The sequence below is a fragment of the Arthrobacter sp. LAR12-1-1.1 genome (assembly GCF_040676555.1).
In the GTDB taxonomy this organism is placed as follows: Bacteria; Actinomycetota; Actinomycetes; order Actinomycetales; family Micrococcaceae; genus Arthrobacter.
In genome coordinates this window covers 39,162-54,103 of record NZ_JBEGIG010000001.1, presented here as the reverse complement: position 1 = coordinate 54,103, position 14,942 = coordinate 39,162, and the positions used below count along the sequence as shown (strand labels likewise).

The following is a 14,942-nucleotide window of genomic DNA, read 5'->3' as shown; positions in this document are numbered from 1 at the left end:
TCGGATCCATGTCTAAGACGTCCAGCATGGGCCGGGGAATCATAGCTGTCCTCGCGGTGGGCTCCCGCAACGCAGAAGGCCTGTCTGGCGGAACGGTCGCTGATGTAGCAGCCGATCTGGGCAGGGACCGCAGCCAGGTTTCGCGCAGCCTCCGGACCGCCGTGCAGGAGGGGTTTCTGGCACGCGGAGACCATCGGTCCTACACCCTGAACTGGTCGCTCCTGACAGACGCACAGCTGTTGACAGAGCAACGGCTGCAGACCGACGGCGTAACCGCCTTGGAAGGCTTGGCCGGTGAAACTGACGAAGGATGCTTCCTCGGAGTTATGAGCGGAAACAGTACTGTCACCATCGGTGAGCGTGTTCCGGCAAGTAGCAACATGGTCGGTTCGTGGCTGGGCCGGCCCTACCCGGCGTTTTGTAGTGATGCCGGCCAGGCCTTGCTGTGGGAAGCCTCGGACGCCGAGGTCCGAACCATTTTCTCCGGCGTTCCCTTCGTGCGCCATGGCCCCAATACACCGCTTGACGTCGAGGACTTCCTGTCACGACTGCGCGGGGCGCGGGCACGGGGGTACTCCATTGTCGATGAGGAAGCCGAACCAGGACTTTACTCCCTGGCCGTTCCGATTCGCGACTTTAAGGGCGATGTGGTGGCAGCGCTTCAGGTCGTAGGCGCCAAGACACGTTTGGAGCCGCGGCTGGGGCTATGCGCCACGGCTCTCGTGTCCTGGGGCAAGTGGCTTGAGTCAACGTTGGGTCACGCGTCGCCGCAGAACCGGCTCTAGCTGGCAAGGCCCTTCCGGCCCGCGTCGCCCCGGGGACGGCTCTCAAAGGACCCCAGCCGTTCGGCTGCTGCCGTAAGGGCCTTTGCAATGTCATTGGTGCTGGGTTTGATCTCGGCCCGGCTGCCGAGGACGCTGAGCGCGGCAAGAATTGATCCATCAGCGTTGCGGACGGGAACGGCCAGTTCGTAGATTCCGTGCTCGAATTCTTCCTCCGCGACAATGAAGCCCCGCGCCCTGTCCCGGTCCATCAGTTCGGCGACTTCTTGCGGCGAATGGGCCGCCCCCGGACCGCCTACGCCGATAAAGTTGACTTCCTGGAGAAGGACTTCAACGGCTGGATGCTGGTGGTCCCACAGCAAGGCCCGTCCGGAGCCGGTACACCACACGGGCGTCACCATGCCGGGTTTCACGAAGCTGCCGGGAACCGCATCGTTACTGGAGGCCCGCAGGAGAACGACCCGGAAGCCATCACGGACGGAAACTCTGGATCTAAGGCCGAAAGAAGCCACCAAAGCCTCAAGTTCGGCTCTTGATTCGCGGACCCAGCCGGTATTCAGCGCTGCGGCCAGGCTGAAAAAACTTGGACCGGTTCGGAAGGGACCGCGTTCGACTCGCTCCAGCAGTCCCAACTCACACAATTCCTGCGTCAGCCTTGAGACGCGGCTTTGTTCCATATCCAACTCGGACGCGAGCTGGGAAACGCCGAGAAGCCGCCTGCCCCGCTTCTCCCGGTCTGCGACCAGGCGAACAATTCGAAGTCCTTGGGCCATAGACGACGCTTCCGAGGAAGAATCCATGCTCCGTGCTCCTTCCGCCTGATGATTACGCCTATTCTCACATGTCTTCATTGTTGACCAGGACGCGATTTCCTTGCGCCCACACAGTGTAGAGGTCAGCGAGTATCGCTGAATTCGCTGCTTCCAGTTCTGCGGGAGCGATTTCTGCGCGTCCCTGCCGCCCGAACAACACGACTTCGTCTCCAGGGGAAACTCCCGCCACGTCGGTGACGTCGACAACCATGGAATTCATCGAAACGATGTCGACTATGGCAGCGCGACGGCCGCGGACAAGTACGCTGCCTTGGCTGGCCAGTGCCCTCCGGTAGCCATCTCCGTAACCTGCTGTCACTGACGCCAGCCTGGAGTCCCGGTCCAAGGTATGGGTGAGCCCGTAGCCGACCTTTGTGCCTGCTGCATAGCTATTAATGGACGCAATCCGGGCTTTGAAGGCCAAACACCGTTGGAAGTGCCCGGTTGCAGGTTCCGAATCGCCGTAGAGGACTGCCCGGCACGGACCATGTCCAGCCACGAGCCGCGTACGTGCAGCGCGGCGTAGGAGTTGGCACAGTGGAGCAGCACGTCTTCCCGGCGCGTTCCAGTCAGTTGGAGCAGCGTCAACGCCTGACTGCGGAAACGCAGTAGAGCCGTTTCGATATGGCCGGTATCGTCCTTGGGAAAATGCGTCATGATCCCGGCCAGTAGAAGCCCAGGGTGGCTAACGATCCCTACCGCGGATGCCCGCCCAAGCGTGGATGAGACGTCGAGGCTGTGCCTGCTGATCCCGGAAGCGTTGATATCGAGGTGGATGCGGATGGCCGTCCCGGCCTCGGCAGCGATCTTGTGCATCTCCCAGGCGCTCTGCGGGTCGGCAACAAGTTCTTCGATGTCGTGACGCATGCCAGCCTTGATCTCCTGCGGCGCCGCGGCACGGACACGCAGAATCCGGCCCGCAAAACCGCAGCGGCGTGCAATTGCTGCCTCCTCGTTGCTTCCTACGCCGACGAAGGGAACGCCTAGGCGAACAAGGGAAGGGAGCAAAAGGTCAGCTCCGTGTCCGTAGGCATGGGACTTGACCACTGCGCACAGGAGCGCCCGGTTATCGATCATGGACAGGAGGTTCCGGACGTTTGACTCGAAAGCTGCGGCGTCAATCTCCAGCCAGCTGCCGGCGTCGAGGGCCGAACTGCGCATGCGTTGCATCAGGTCTTGTGAATTCATGGATTATCCGTTGGACAGCTTCTCGGCCGGGGACGAAAGTCCCCGGCCGAGAACCTGGGTCGGGGATAGTTGATGACGGCGTTAGGACAGTTGGTTTGCGCGCGCCTTGCGTCCGTACTTGAAGTAGAAGAAGGCGTAGCAGGCGCCAACAAAACTAACTCCGAAATAGAGGGCTGCTACCTGGTTCGGGTCATAAGCGATGCCGATCAGCGAAATAAGGCAGAGCGAAAAGGCCAGGATCGGCACAAGCGGGAACAGCGGTGCCTTGTAGGGAAGGGCGGCGACATCGCCGCCGTTCCTGACGAAGGACCTCCTGTGGAAGAAGTGCGAGGCGGTGATGGACATCCAGACCCCGACGACGGCGAAACCTGCCACTGAAACAAGAGCCAGGTAGACCGTTTCGGGCGCAACGACGCTGCTGATGAGCGACGCAAGGCCTCCGAGCATGCTGACTGAAAGCGCGACTATGGGGATACCGCCTCGGGTCAGTTTCTTCAGCGCCCGGGGGGCGTGCCCCTCGTCGGCAAGGGAGTAGAGCATCCGTGCGCAGGAGAAGAGGCCGCTGTTTCCAGCGGAGAGGAGTGCGGTGATGATGACGAAGTTCATGATGTCGGCGGCAAAGGGAATGCCTATGGATGAGAAGACAGTCACGAACGGGCTTTCATCCAGGCCGACCTGATCGAACGGGATGGTAGCCGCGATGACAGCGATTGCCCCGACGAAGAAGATCAGCAGGCGGATGACTGTGCTGCGCATCGCCTTGGGGATGCTGGTGGCGGGGTCAGCTGTTTCGCCCGCTGCCACACCGATGAGTTCCGAGCCGGAGAAGGCGTAGAACACTGCAAGTGCAGTGACGAGAACGCCGCTGAAACCGTTGGGGAAGAGACCGCTGGAGGTGTTGAAGTTCTCAAACATGAACGGGTGGCTGCCCGCCTCGCTGAGCGGGTGGATGCCGAACAGCGCCGCGCCACCAAGAACGATGAGGACCACGATGGCACCGACTTTGACGATGGCAAACCAGAACTCGGACTCGCCGAAGAACTTCGAGGAAACTGCATTGAAGCCGAAGAGGACCGAGGCGAAGATGACGCACCAGACCCAGACGTCAACATCCGGGAACCAGCGCTGCATGAGGAGACCGGAGGCAGTGAACTCCGATCCGATGGCCACTGCCCAGCAGAGCCAGTAGAGCCAGGCCGTGGCGAACCCGGTGGCCGGCCCGATCGACCTCGCCGCGTAAATATGGAAGGCGCCTGAGACCGGATAAGCGATGGCAAGCTCGCCGAGGCAGGCCATCACCAGGTACACAACAAAGGCGCCGATCAGATAGGCGATGACCGCCCCGAGCGGTCCGGCTTGGGAAATGGTGTAGCCCGAGCTCAGGAACAGCCCTGAGCCGATCACCCCGCCCATGGCGATCATGACCAGATGGCGTGCCCCCATGGACCGCCGGAGCCCGGAGTCGGTCGACGGGGGAATCGTGGGCTGTGGGTCTAGCTGGACAGGTGATGAGGGTTCCATGGTTTCTCCCAGGTGAGTGGATAGGTCTGATGCGAAAGATGCGCACATCGCCCCGGCATGGGGGACAGGGCGCCTCGGGCTGTGCAGTGGCGGTAGTGATGAAAGTAACACGAAAACGGCGTTTGGGTCATTAAAAACATTTCAACATGCTTATGTTGCACCTAAGTTACCTCGAGGCGCTGCTGTCGAATCGGCAGACAGATGGTCAGTTCGCCCTGTTTTTCGGTCACAATGACATGCACTGACGGACATGGAATGCGGTGAGCATTGGAGGACCGATGTAACTGACTGAAGGAGCACCATGACCACCTATGACATTGCGCTGATCGGCTTCGGCGGCGTCAACAGGACGCTGGCCGAACTGGTCGCAACACGCGGTGACACACTTCGTTCCGAGCTGGGCTTCGGCCTGCGTGTCGTGGCCATCACCGACCTGCGCCTCGGCTCGCTGGTCCAGCCCGAGGGGATCGACCTGGGCATCGCACTCAACTTGGACGGTGGAAGCGAAACCTTCGCCGCCCATGGCGGGTCCGCGGACACCAATAACGAATCAGTTATCCGTGACTGCACCGCCGACATCATCTGCGAGGCCACTTTCACGAATCCCGACGACGGCGAGCCAGCAGTTTCGCACGTACGCTGGGCCCTCGAATCCGGCAAGAGCGTCTGCACGACGAACAAGGGCCCGGTTGCCCTCCGCGGCGCCGAACTGACTGCCCTGGCCGAACAGAACGGCGTGCACTTCGAGTTCGAGGGTGCCGTCATGAGCGGCACTCCCGTCATCCGCCTGGCCAAGAAAATGTTCGCGGGGCTGAAGCTGAACGGGTTCGAAGGCATCCTCAACGGCACCAGCAACTATGTGCTCGGGCGGATGGAATCCGGACTGGACTTCGAAGAGGCCATCAGCGAGGCACAGGAACGCGGCTACGCCGAAGCCAATCCCGCAGCAGACATCGAGGGATACGACGTTCAGCTCAAGGTACTTATCCTCGCCAACGAGCTGCTCGACGCAGGCATCGAACTAAAGGACGTTCAGCGGGAGGGGATTTCGACTGTGACGCCGGAGAATATCCAGAAGGCAACCCGCGAGGGACGCCGCTGGAAGCTCGTGGGTTCAGCGCGGCGGAACCCGGACGGGTCAGTGACCGCAGGCGTCTCCCCCGTAGCGCTCCCCCTCGGCCATGGGCTGGCCGGGGTTTCCGGCGCAACCAATGCCGTGTCCTTCGACACCGACCTTCTGGGCCCGGTAACCGTCTCCGGGCCGGGAGCCGGCCGTGTGGAGACCGCCTATGCCCTGCTCTCCGACATCATCGCAATGCACGCAGCCAGGACGGAAGTAGCCGCAAATGTCTGAATCCACGCTGTGCTCGACGGAAACGGCGCTGCCGCAGTTCCGCGACGTGTTGAGCCCCTACGACGGCAGAGTGGTCGGCGCGGTTTCGCTGACCGAGGCCACCGCCGGCAAAGCCGTGATCGAAACGGCCCGCGTCGGCGCCCGGAAGGCACGGGCACTGTCCCGCAACGCACGCGGGAAGATACTGGACGGCGCCGCAACGGAGATCGAGCAGCGCAACGAGGAGTTCGCGCAAACGATTGTGTCCGAGGCCGGGAAAACGATCCGCCAGGCACGGAAGGAAGTACTGCGCGCGGTCAACACGCTCCGCCTCTCGGCTGCCGAAGCACGCCGGAACGCCGGCGAAGTCATACCCTTTGACTCGTACGAGGGCTCAGAGGACCGCACCGGATGGTACTCCCGCGAACCACTGGGAATCATTGCCGCGATCACTCCTTTCAACGATCCCCTGAACCTGGTGGCACACAAGATCGGCCCGGCAATCGCCGGAGGAAACGCCGTGATTCTCAAACCCTCTGCACTGACTCCCCTATCAGCCCAGCTGCTCACGGACGCCCTCGTGAGCTCCGGGCTCCCGGAAGAGGCCCTCACGATTGTTCATGGCGACCGGGATGTGGCCGAAACTCTTATTCGGTCCCGGGACGTACGAATGGTGTCCTTCACCGGGGGGTTCTCCACTGGTGAGAGTATCGCCCGCACCGCGGGCCTGAAGAAGCTCTCCATGGATCTTGGCGGCAATGCAGCCGTGATAGTCCTGGACGACGCCCACATCGAGAACGCCGTGGAATCCTGCGTCTCCGGAGCGTTTTGGGCCGCAGGCCAGAATTGCGTGGGGGTGCAGCGGATCCTGGTAGCCGCCCCAGTGTACGGCGCTTTCCGACAGCGTTTCCTGGCGGCAACGGCACAGTTGGTTACCGGAGATCCATCGGATGAACGGACGGACGTCGGACCCATGATCAGCCCCACAGCATTACAGGAGCTCCAGACCAAGCTGGACGGGGCCCTCGACGACGGCGCTGTCCTGCTCTCAGGCAATATCACGGACGGCAATGTGCTTCAGCCGACCGTCCTGGAAGCCGTCCCGGCGGAAAGCAGCCTGTGGAGGGAGGAGGTCTTCGGCCCTGTGGTCATGCTTCGTAAATTCAACACCTTCGAAGAGGCCATCGACGTCGCCAATGCCATCGAGTTCAGCCTTCATGCAGGTATATTCACCGACTCCCTGGCCAAGGCCATGGACGCAGCCCGCCAGCTCGAGGCAGGCGGCGTCATGATCAATGATTCCTCTGACTACCGCTTCGACGGCATGCCGTTCGGCGGGGCCAAGTACGGGAGCATGGGCAGGGAAGGCGTCCATTTCGCGTATGAGGAGATGACCCAGCCCAAAGTCATCTGCATCAAGAACTGATCGAAATGGAGGGGCGCCGCCGGGTCCTGCGCCCCTCCAGCTCCCTCGGAGCGGCCCGCTGCTACGCCACACCCAAACTTCCACTCAGAGAACGGAAAACCATGACCACCCGCATCGAGACGGATTCGCTAGGGGACGTACCTGTACCGGCCACAGCCTACTGGGGAGCACACACCGCCCGGGCCTTGGAAAACTTCACCATCAGCGGGACACCTGTCTCCCGCCACCCGCATCTGGTGCGTTCCCTGGCCATGATCAAGAACGCTGCGGCGCAGGCCAACTGCGAACTGGGCATCCTCAACCCGCGGGAAGCCACGGCGATCAATCATGCCGGGAAAGGTCAACCCGGTCATTCCGGAGGCCATGAATCAGATTGCCTTCGCTGTCGCCGGAGCTGACACTACGGTGACGATGGCTGCAGACAGACCGGGACACAGCTCAGTTACTGCTTGAATCCGCAGTGCTGCCCGTCAGAAGTGCGGACATGTCCGGGGCCTGATCACATTTACTCCGTGGCGCGGGCCCCTCCGGTTCCCCGCCTGATGTAACTGGACAGCGTCATGGCCGTCACCGTGTCCGTGACTCCGGGAATGGCCGCGATCTGCTCCCAGATCTCCTGAACCCTCTCCAGCGACCGTGCCTCGACCCTCACCAGAAGATCAAAGTCACCGCTCACTACATCGCACAGAACCACTTCCGGAATCGACCGCAACACGGAGATGACGTCCGCCCCCCGCACCCGGTCCTTCCGGTAAACCATCAGGAAGGCGGACACCGGGCCCTGGCCTGGAGGGCCGGCAACAATTGTGTACCCCTGGATGTACCCCTGCCGCTCCATCCGTTCGATCCGCTGGCGCACAGCATTCCTCGACAGGAGGACTTTGGTCGCCAGCTCTGCATGGCTCATGCGAGCGTTCTTCGTGAGCTCCGCAAGAATCCTCTGATCTATCTGATCAAGACTCACCCGATCCATGCCTACCCTTCACAGCAATAATCCTCCGGACCCAACCGGAACGGAACCAACTTCAAGACCGAAAGCCCTTGAAAAAAATGACACTTCTGCACCAGGTCCGGCCCTCTCTCACTGGCATTAGCTGCATCTTGTTCGACATGGACGGGACGCTCCTGGATTCAGCACCCGGCGTTACAGCAAGTGCTGCCCAAGCCTTGGCAGCGGTGGGCGCGCCAGTGCCCGCGATGGAAAAACTGCGCCGATTCGTCGGCCCGCCGATGATCGAATCCTTCAGAACAGTCTCACGACTGGACGAAAAAACCGCCCAAAAGGCCCTCCAACACTACCGCAATGCATACGCCGATCACGGGGCTGAACAGTCCAGCCCATACGACGGGATTATGGACCTGCTCAAACACCTACACTTGGCCGGAATTCCAATGGCTGTCGCCACTTCCAAGGTGGAAGACCAGGCAAAAAGGCTCGCACGAAGGTTTGGAATGAAAGGCTACTTCATCAACGTATGCGGTGCGTCGGACTCCGAAGGAAGAGCGAGCAAGGCTGAGGTCATCGCCGAATTGTTGCACCGGCTCCAGTCCGAAGGCGTGGACATCTCCAACCCCGCAATGGTCGGAGACCGAAGCTACGACGTTGCGGGAGCAGCCGAACACGGAATCCCTACGATATTCGCACTCTGGGGCTACGGGGAGGTCGAAGAAGGGTCGCATGCGGCCGCCGTTGCCCCCTCCCCCGCGGCCCTGCTGCCGTTGATCCTGAACAACAGCCTTCGGTCAGCCGCCCAGCATGACAGTCCCCCCGTGCGATGAGTCCACGAATGCGACCAGCAGGCATTCACAACCCGCCCTTTGCTAGAGACTGCGGTCGGCCCCAGATCTAATCCATTGCCTGAGGTTTGCCGCTTAAGCCGGCCCCCACCGCGACACCGTCAGCCCGCTCCCGCGGCGCGAGATATTCCATACATGTGAATCGCAGCGAAAAATGGCGGCGTTTCAGTAAATGTCACCCGGCAGCCCTTGATCCTCCACCGGGCTGGGCGTGCTCATGTTCGACGGGACGTCGCGGCGGGAGGCTGTCGAGTATGCCACGCTGGGCCCCGAGCACGAGGACTACCTGCGAGTCAGATCGCGCACCGATGAGTTTCCCGCGCCGCGCCCGATCTATACCCTGGAGACCGACTGACGGAAGGCTGGCGCCATGCGGAAACTGATCTACGGCATGAACCTGACCCTGGACGGCTACATCGCCGCGGCCGGCGACGACATTGGCTGGGGCGGGCCGAGCGACGAATTGTTCCAGTGGTGGCTCGACCAGGAGCGGGCGAGCGGACTGTCGCTGTACGGGCGCAAGCTCTGGGAGACCATGAGCTCCCACTGGCCCACTGGCGACCAGCAGCCCAACGCCACCCCGGCGGAGATCGAGTTCGCGCGGAACTGGCGGGACACGCCGAAGGTGGTGTTCTCCTCGACGATCGACACGGTCGACTGGAACACCCGCCTGGTCAGCGGCGACGCGATCGCCGAGATCACCCGGCTCAAGGCCGAGGACGGCGGCCCGACGAGCGTCGGCGGCGCAACGCTCGCCGGGGCGGCCATGCGGGCCGGGCTGATCGACGAGTACGCGCTGGCCACCCATCCGGTCCTGGTGGGCGGCGGCACGCCGTTCTTCACCGCGCTGGACAGCCGGGTGAACCTGGACCTGGTGGAGACGCGGACGTTTCCCGGCGGCGTGGTCCTGACCAGGTACGAGACGAGGCGCTGAGCGCAATTCCTCCGGGCGGTGGGGGTAATAGATCCACCACCCGCGGCCCCACGTCGGTGGCCAGCAGATGACCACATTCGCCGAGAGCTACGATTCCGCCGGGAAAACCATCCATCCGGTCACGACCTACGCCATGAGCGGCCTGGGCAGCACTGAACAGGACTACGCACCTGCCGATCAGCGGTTATCGGTGAAGGACCCGCTGTCCGCGGAGAGGAAGTCAGAGACGCAATGCCAGCCGCCGAATCTTGGCTGCACCGGATAGGACTCCTCGAAAACTATGTCTCGTAAATCAAAAGCTTTTCAAGACACTGTTCCGGGCCCGGGAAGGTGTTAGGTGTGAATCGCAGAGCCAATTGGCAGTGAACTCGCAGCCCTTAGTGGCCGATGAGGAGGGTTTCCCTTACGGCGTCGATGATCTGGGGCGTGAGGTATCGAGGTGGTAGAGCGATTGGATGCAGCGGACGAGGGTGCCAAGCTGTCGCCGAGACGGAAGATTTCGCCGGTGATTCGGATGATGGTCGCCGCCCGCGGGCGACCGAACGCCCCGTGCGGGACGCCATCGGTGTCGGTTACCGGTCCGTCGACACCCCTCACTTCCGCGGCGGCCAAGGGTCCCCGGTACCGGAAATGGGAAAGCCCCTCAGGTGAGGGGCTTTCCAGGAATTTGACAGTAGGTTGGCGGTCTTGGTCAGCGGTGATGCGCGCCTCCTCCCGGGGCGTTGTGTGCCCCCGCCAGAATTCGATACTGCAAGACATTAATAGCTGATCAGCGGATCGTCCAGCCGCAGGCCGGGGTGTCTTAAGGGCCGGTCCTTCTGGCCGGGAGCATGCTTCGCCAATCGAACAGCGTATGGTGCGGGACTCCTCGAGGCCCGACCCTGTATTACCGGGCGGCCATCTGAGGGCTCGCGCGCTTGGGGTCGGATTTCGGCAGTGCACCAACCGTGTTGGTTGGCGCGATCGCCAGAACCGCGAGAGCCACGGCAATGATGCCAAGCCCTACCCAGCCAACAGTGCTGAGGCGTTCACCGACGATGGCCACGGCCAGGACCGCGGCAATGGCCGGCTCACTCAGGGTGATCGTGGTTGCGGTGCTGGCAGTGACGCGCTCCAGACCATATCCGAAGAGCAAGTAGCCCAGAAACATCGGGATTAGAGCCATGTAGGTTGCGACGGCGAACGCCTGCGAGCTCGCGATCAGCGGCGCGCCGGTCAGAAGCAGGACCGGCACAAGCAGAATGCCGCCGGCCCCGAACACTGCCCCCATCGAGGCGGCGCGACTAATGCCGCGGCTCATGAGGCGTTGGGCGCACCACGAATATGTTGCGTACGTGGCGCCAGCGACCAGACCGAGCCCGATGCCGGCAAGCGTCGAACCGACATCGCCGGGGTCGTGGGCCATCTTTGAAAGACACAGCAAGGTGCTGCCAGTTACGCCAAACCCCGCGGCCAGCATCCACCACCGGCTGAGCGGGGTGCGTTGGACGAACCATTCCAGCACACCGGAAGCCAGCGGTGCCGAGGCCAGGGACACGACGGTGCCGAGCGCCACCCCGGCCAGGTGCATCGAGCTGTAGAACGCCAATGGGTAGATCGCCACCGCCACCGCGCCCAGAGCGGTCAAGGGCAGGTTGGCGCGTAGTTGCCTGCGGCTGGCGCGTAGCGCAGGGATCGCGATGAGAGCCTGTAAGACGCCGCCGATCCCCAGGGCGGCGGCTCCGATCGCCAGCGGGCCGGCACCGGGCGCGAATGTTGCGGCGGTACCCGTGGTGCCCCACAGCATTGAGGTGATGGTGATCGCCGCGATGGCGATCAACCTCTCGCGCCTCACGGCGTATCCACCAGCGAGGCGGCGATCGCGCGGGCATGGACCAAGCGCTCCACAGAGCCCTCCAGGCCGGCGCGGGCTACTGCACCTTCGAGCACGAACGCCAACTGCTCGGCGAGTTCTACGGCCCGATCGGCGTCGACGATCCCGGCCAGACCAGCGGCAAGGATCGCCTCGACCTGTTCCTTGTGCTCGCGGACCGCCACCCGCCCGGGCGCGCCCGCAGGCAGCTCGGCGGCTGCGTTGAGCAGCCCGCACCCGCGAAACCCGTGGACGTAGGCGGCGCCGGCATGGTCGATATACGCATCGAACACCGCCAACACCCGATCGCGCGAAGTCTGTGCATTGACGACGCGCAGCTCGTACAGCCCCAGCCACTCCTGGTGGCGTTCCCGGATATAAGCGAGCACCAGATCGTCCTTGGACGCGAAGTTGTTGTACAGGCTCTTCCGCGCCACACCCGCCCTCTCGGTGATCGCATCAATCCCGGTAGCGGCCATCCCATGCGCATAGAACAACTCAGCGGCGGCCGTCATCAACCGATCACGCGCCGGCCGCTCCCGGCCCACACCATCACCCACAGCATCACGCCCTTAAGTAGGTAGCCCAGTCTACCTACTTAAGACGAAGAACACCATCCTGATCCGCCACGAAAGGGGAATGCCCGTTCTCGACAGATCGAAACTGGTGTGCGCCGCGCCGCCGGCGCACCCCGAACAATTCACCAGGACTCATTTGCGCGCTTCGCAAACGACCGGTCACAAGACAGTGTCGCGCCGGCATCCTGACTCGCCGCGCCGTTTCTCATGAGTCGTGTCAGCGAACTGTGTATAGGAATCGGCGTTTGCGCGGCTGGCCAAGTGTGACTTTTCGGTGGGAATGGCGGTTTTTTCACAGCCCGGTTTGGCGGTTTGGCTGAGGCCGAACGGTGTGCGGGAAACGACCCTTATCGGGCAGGCCGTGGAACGGGCAAACGGACTAAGCGGAGCGAAGGGAACTCTAAGCGGGCAGGAGGGCGGTCCGGGCGCTATCGATATACTCGCTGGATGCGGATCCGCCCAATAGATCTCGTCGACGTGCTGGTCTATCTCGTGGTGCTGGGAGCGTTCATCCAGCTGTTTCCCGACGTCATATCCGAAACATTCCTGTTGGCGCTCTTGACGGCGATCCTACTGAAGGTCGTCCTTGAAGTCGTGCTGTGGGCGAAGAAGAAAATCGTTGCGCGGATCCGGTCGGCTGATACTCGGCGGGTTCGTATCGTCAGCGCGATCACCCTGTTGCTGGTGCTGCCGGGGAGCAAGTTCATGGTGCTCGGACTGGTTGACCTGGTATTCGGCGACGCTGTCCGTCTCGGCGGCTTCTTTCAAGTGACTGCACTGATCATCGTTCTGATGCTCGCGCGAGGCGGCGTGCGGTGGGTGTTCAGGCGGCCGTTGGGCAATCCGTAAGGACGTCCTGTCCTCGACTTCTGCAACTGCACCGCCTGACCGCCCGCTGCACGATCGGCTAACGGGGCGGCCGGGGTGACATTTAGCGCTGTGAAAACGCCGCCACTTACCGCTGCGGTTCACAGTCGTTTTTCGGAGGCTTGCCATGGGCGGGTCAGAAACGGTCGTTATTGACTTGGGGGGGAAGAGCGAAGCCGGGTGCAGTTCTCACCCGGCTTCCCTCTTTCTGGTCTTGATCCCGCGTTCTAGCCCTCGGCTACCGCGGGGCCCCGCAATGCGTGGGGTAGCCCGCGCAGCATGGTTACTGGGTGCCGCCCCAAGGTTCGTCCTCGAGGTCCTTAGGTGCCGTGAGATCCATCTCGAGCAGCGGCACCACTTTGGACTTGGTGATGAAGCGGTGAGCCAGCCACAGGATGATGAAGACTGGCAACCCGATGTAGGAGGAAAGCACCTCCATGCCCCGCCCGGCAAGCACAGCCTCGTAGTTCTGTCCCGCGATTACCAGTATCAGCAGGGCGAAGGCCAGCAGTGGGCCAATGGGGAACAGGGACGCCTTGTACGGCAGGTCACTGACTTTGTTCCCCTGGGCCAGGAAGCCGCGCCTGAAGCGATAGTGGGAGACCGCGATTCCCGCCCAGACGATGAAGCCGCATAGGCCTGACATGTTCAGCAGCCAGGAGTAAGCTGCGCCCTGACCGACGATCGCGGAGAGGAACCCGAAGAGTCCCACGGCCGCGGTGGCCAGCAACGCCGGAATCGGCACGCCACGCGCATTGGTTCGGCCGAAGATCTTCGGTGCCATGCCGTCATGGGCCATGGCGTAAAGCATCCGGGTGGAGGCATATAGTCCCGAGTTGCCCGCAGACAGGATTGCGGTCAAGATCACGGCGTTCATCAAGGCCGCTGCGAAGGCAATTCCGGCGCGCGAGAAGACGAGGGTAAACGGCGATGTTGCAATATCGGACTCGCCGGAAGCCAGCAGGCTCGGATCGGTGAACGGGATCAGGCAGCCGATGATGAAGATGGCACCGATGTAGAAGAGCATGATGCGCCAGAAGACAGTGCGGATAGCCTTCGGCACTTCGCGGCTCGGGTTCTTGGCTTCGCCTGCGGCGACTCCCACGAGTTCGGTGCCCTGGAACGAGAACCCGGCAACCATGAAGACCGAGATGATCGAGACCCATCCCCCGTGGAACACGTCATCGCGGTTTTCCCAGTTGCTCAGTCCCGGAGAGTTATCCCCGAGGATGCCGAAAATCATCAGCACGCCTGCGATCAGGAAGAGCACCACTGCACTGACCTTGATCAGGGAGAGCCAAAACTCCGACTCTCCGAAGGACTTCGCCGAGAGGGCATTGAGCCCGGTCAGCACCAGCAGGAATAACCCAGCCCACATCCATCCTGGGACCCCCGGGAACCAGAAGTCCATGATGATTCCGGCCGCGACCAGCTCGGCGGCCACGGTGATGGCCCAGTTGAACCAATAGTTCCAGCCGATCGCGAACCCAAAGGACGGGGACACGAAACGGGTGGCAAAGGACTGGAAGGATCCGGCGACCGGAATTTTGGCCGCCATCTCGCCCAGTGACTGCATCAACAGGAATACCATCAGCCCGACCAGCGCGTAGGCGACCAGCGCACCGCCGGGACCCGCCTGGGAAATGGTGGCGCCCGAGGCCACGAACAGCCCGGTACCGATCGCACCGCCGATAGCGATCATCTGCAGATGGCGGCTGCTTAGCCCGCGTTTGAGTTCGTTGCCGGTTTCGCCCGAGGCGCGGACTGCCGCTGTCTCGGGGGATGAACCGCGTTGTGCCACTGCATCGGGTGTGATTTCTACGGATGTTTCACTGACTGGCGTCATGCAACA

The 14,942-nt window shown here is 62.5% G+C and carries 15 protein-coding genes and 1 pseudogene; 8 read left to right on the top strand and 8 right to left on the bottom strand.

The window, feature by feature from the left end; translation table 11 throughout:
* Positions 1-8 precede the first annotated feature (8 nt).
* Complete coding sequence (locus tag MRBLAR12_RS00255; RefSeq protein WP_364742490.1) at positions 9-785, top strand: IclR family transcriptional regulator; 777 nt, start codon at positions 9-11, stop codon at positions 783-785.
* Here the strand turns inward: MRBLAR12_RS00255 and MRBLAR12_RS00250 are convergent.
* The 4 genes from MRBLAR12_RS00250 to MRBLAR12_RS00235 all read right to left on the bottom strand — a co-directional run bounded on the left by MRBLAR12_RS00250 (position 782) and on the right by MRBLAR12_RS00235 (position 4,303).
* Positions 782-1,582 (bottom strand): IclR family transcriptional regulator, encoded by an 801-nt coding sequence (locus MRBLAR12_RS00250; protein ID WP_364743703.1) that lies wholly within the window; start codon positions 1,580-1,582, stop codon positions 782-784. The genes MRBLAR12_RS00255 and MRBLAR12_RS00250 overlap by 4 nt on opposite strands.
* Before the next feature lie 37 nt (positions 1,583-1,619).
* Entirely contained in the window at positions 1,620-2,018 is a 399-nt protein-coding gene (locus MRBLAR12_RS00245) for an alanine racemase C-terminal domain-containing protein (protein ID WP_364742487.1), read from the bottom strand.
* A complete protein-coding gene (locus MRBLAR12_RS00240) occupies positions 1,910-2,782 on the bottom strand; it encodes an alanine racemase (protein WP_364742484.1) in 873 nt (290 codons plus the stop codon). Before MRBLAR12_RS00240 ends, MRBLAR12_RS00245 begins: the two co-directional genes overlap by 109 nt.
* A gap of 81 nt (positions 2,783-2,863) precedes the next feature.
* Positions 2,864-4,303, bottom strand: a complete 1,440-nt coding sequence (locus MRBLAR12_RS00235; protein WP_364742482.1) for an amino acid permease — start codon at positions 4,301-4,303, stop codon at positions 2,864-2,866.
* Between the two features lie 301 nt (positions 4,304-4,604).
* On the opposite strand from MRBLAR12_RS00235, the gene MRBLAR12_RS00230 reads away from it, so the two are divergent.
* The 3 genes and pseudogenes from MRBLAR12_RS00230 to MRBLAR12_RS00215 form a co-directional block, all read left to right on the top strand.
* A complete protein-coding gene (locus tag MRBLAR12_RS00230) occupies positions 4,605-5,657 on the top strand; it encodes a homoserine dehydrogenase (protein ID WP_229992272.1) in 1,053 nt (350 codons plus the stop codon).
* The gene (locus tag MRBLAR12_RS00225; protein ID WP_229992271.1) at positions 5,650-7,062 is read left to right on the top strand and encodes an aldehyde dehydrogenase family protein; all 1,413 of its coding nucleotides are present in this window, start codon (positions 5,650-5,652) and stop codon (positions 7,060-7,062) included. The genes MRBLAR12_RS00230 and MRBLAR12_RS00225 overlap by 8 nt, the downstream gene beginning before the upstream one ends.
* 321 nt (positions 7,063-7,383) lie before the next feature.
* Positions 7,384-7,485, top strand: a pseudogene (locus tag MRBLAR12_RS00215) (lyase family protein); the annotation flags it as partial.
* Positions 7,486-7,567: 82 nt separating this feature from the next.
* Here the strand turns inward: MRBLAR12_RS00215 and MRBLAR12_RS00210 are convergent.
* A complete protein-coding gene (locus MRBLAR12_RS00210) occupies positions 7,568-8,035 on the bottom strand; it encodes an Lrp/AsnC family transcriptional regulator (RefSeq protein ID WP_229992269.1) in 468 nt (155 codons plus the stop codon).
* Positions 8,036-8,112: 77 nt separating this feature from the next.
* Here MRBLAR12_RS00210 and MRBLAR12_RS00205 point away from each other — a divergent pair, with 77 nt between their 5' ends.
* The 3 genes from MRBLAR12_RS00205 to MRBLAR12_RS00195 all read left to right on the top strand — a co-directional run bounded on the left by MRBLAR12_RS00205 (position 8,113) and on the right by MRBLAR12_RS00195 (position 10,058).
* Positions 8,113-8,841: an HAD hydrolase-like protein gene (locus tag MRBLAR12_RS00205; RefSeq protein ID WP_364743698.1), complete on the top strand. Its 729-nt coding sequence runs from the start codon at positions 8,113-8,115 to the stop codon at positions 8,839-8,841.
* A 388-nt stretch (positions 8,842-9,229) separates the two neighbouring features.
* Positions 9,230-9,793: a dihydrofolate reductase family protein gene (locus tag MRBLAR12_RS00200; RefSeq protein ID WP_364742478.1), complete on the top strand. Its 564-nt coding sequence runs from the start codon at positions 9,230-9,232 to the stop codon at positions 9,791-9,793.
* Positions 9,794-9,860: 67 nt separating this feature from the next.
* On the top strand, positions 9,861-10,058 hold the full coding sequence (locus MRBLAR12_RS00195) for a hypothetical protein (protein ID WP_364742475.1): 198 nt from the start codon (positions 9,861-9,863) through the stop codon (positions 10,056-10,058).
* Between the two features lie 621 nt (positions 10,059-10,679).
* Here MRBLAR12_RS00195 and MRBLAR12_RS00190 read toward each other — a convergent pair.
* A complete protein-coding gene (locus MRBLAR12_RS00190) occupies positions 10,680-11,627 on the bottom strand; it encodes a DMT family transporter (protein WP_414645439.1) in 948 nt (315 codons plus the stop codon).
* Entirely contained in the window at positions 11,624-12,160 is a 537-nt protein-coding gene (locus tag MRBLAR12_RS00185; RefSeq protein ID WP_364743693.1) for a TetR/AcrR family transcriptional regulator, read from the bottom strand. Before MRBLAR12_RS00185 ends, MRBLAR12_RS00190 begins: the two co-directional genes overlap by 4 nt.
* A 510-nt stretch (positions 12,161-12,670) precedes the next feature.
* Between MRBLAR12_RS00185 and MRBLAR12_RS00180 the strand changes: the two genes are divergently transcribed.
* Entirely contained in the window at positions 12,671-13,072 is a 402-nt protein-coding gene (locus tag MRBLAR12_RS00180; protein WP_229992267.1) for a hypothetical protein, read from the top strand.
* 301 nt (positions 13,073-13,373) lie between these two features.
* Here the strand turns inward: MRBLAR12_RS00180 and MRBLAR12_RS00175 are convergent, their stop codons facing one another.
* Positions 13,374-14,936, bottom strand: coding sequence for an amino acid permease (locus tag MRBLAR12_RS00175; protein ID WP_364742471.1), 1,563 nt, complete (start codon positions 14,934-14,936; stop codon positions 13,374-13,376).
* Positions 14,937-14,942: the final 6 nt, after the last annotated feature.

Bases quoted from the DNA above. Each gene is read 5' to 3' on its own strand.
- MRBLAR12_RS00255 (WP_364742490.1), top strand. From the start codon at position 9: ATGTCTAAGACGTCCAGCATGGGCCGGGGAATCATAGCTGTCCTCGCG.
- MRBLAR12_RS00250 (WP_364743703.1), bottom strand. From the start codon at position 1,582: ATGGATTCTTCCTCGGAAGCGTCGTCTATGGCCCAAGGACTTCGAATT.
- MRBLAR12_RS00240 (WP_364742484.1), bottom strand. From the start codon at position 2,782: ATGAATTCACAAGACCTGATGCAACGCATGCGCAGTTCGGCCCTCGAC.
- MRBLAR12_RS00235 (WP_364742482.1), bottom strand. From the start codon at position 4,303: ATGGAACCCTCATCACCTGTCCAGCTAGACCCACAGCCCACGATTCCC.
- MRBLAR12_RS00230 (WP_229992272.1), top strand. From the start codon at position 4,605: ATGACCACCTATGACATTGCGCTGATCGGCTTCGGCGGCGTCAACAGG.
- MRBLAR12_RS00225 (WP_229992271.1), top strand. From the start codon at position 5,650: ATGTCTGAATCCACGCTGTGCTCGACGGAAACGGCGCTGCCGCAGTTC.
- MRBLAR12_RS00210 (WP_229992269.1), bottom strand. From the start codon at position 8,035: ATGGATCGGGTGAGTCTTGATCAGATAGATCAGAGGATTCTTGCGGAG.
- MRBLAR12_RS00205 (WP_364743698.1), top strand. From the start codon at position 8,113: ATGACACTTCTGCACCAGGTCCGGCCCTCTCTCACTGGCATTAGCTGC.
- MRBLAR12_RS00200 (WP_364742478.1), top strand. From the start codon at position 9,230: ATGCGGAAACTGATCTACGGCATGAACCTGACCCTGGACGGCTACATC.
- MRBLAR12_RS00195 (WP_364742475.1), top strand. From the start codon at position 9,861: ATGACCACATTCGCCGAGAGCTACGATTCCGCCGGGAAAACCATCCAT.
- MRBLAR12_RS00185 (WP_364743693.1), bottom strand. From the start codon at position 12,160: ATGACGGCCGCCGCTGAGTTGTTCTATGCGCATGGGATGGCCGCTACC.
- MRBLAR12_RS00180 (WP_229992267.1), top strand. From the start codon at position 12,671: ATGCGGATCCGCCCAATAGATCTCGTCGACGTGCTGGTCTATCTCGTG.
- MRBLAR12_RS00175 (WP_364742471.1), bottom strand. From the start codon at position 14,936: ATGACGCCAGTCAGTGAAACATCCGTAGAAATCACACCCGATGCAGTG.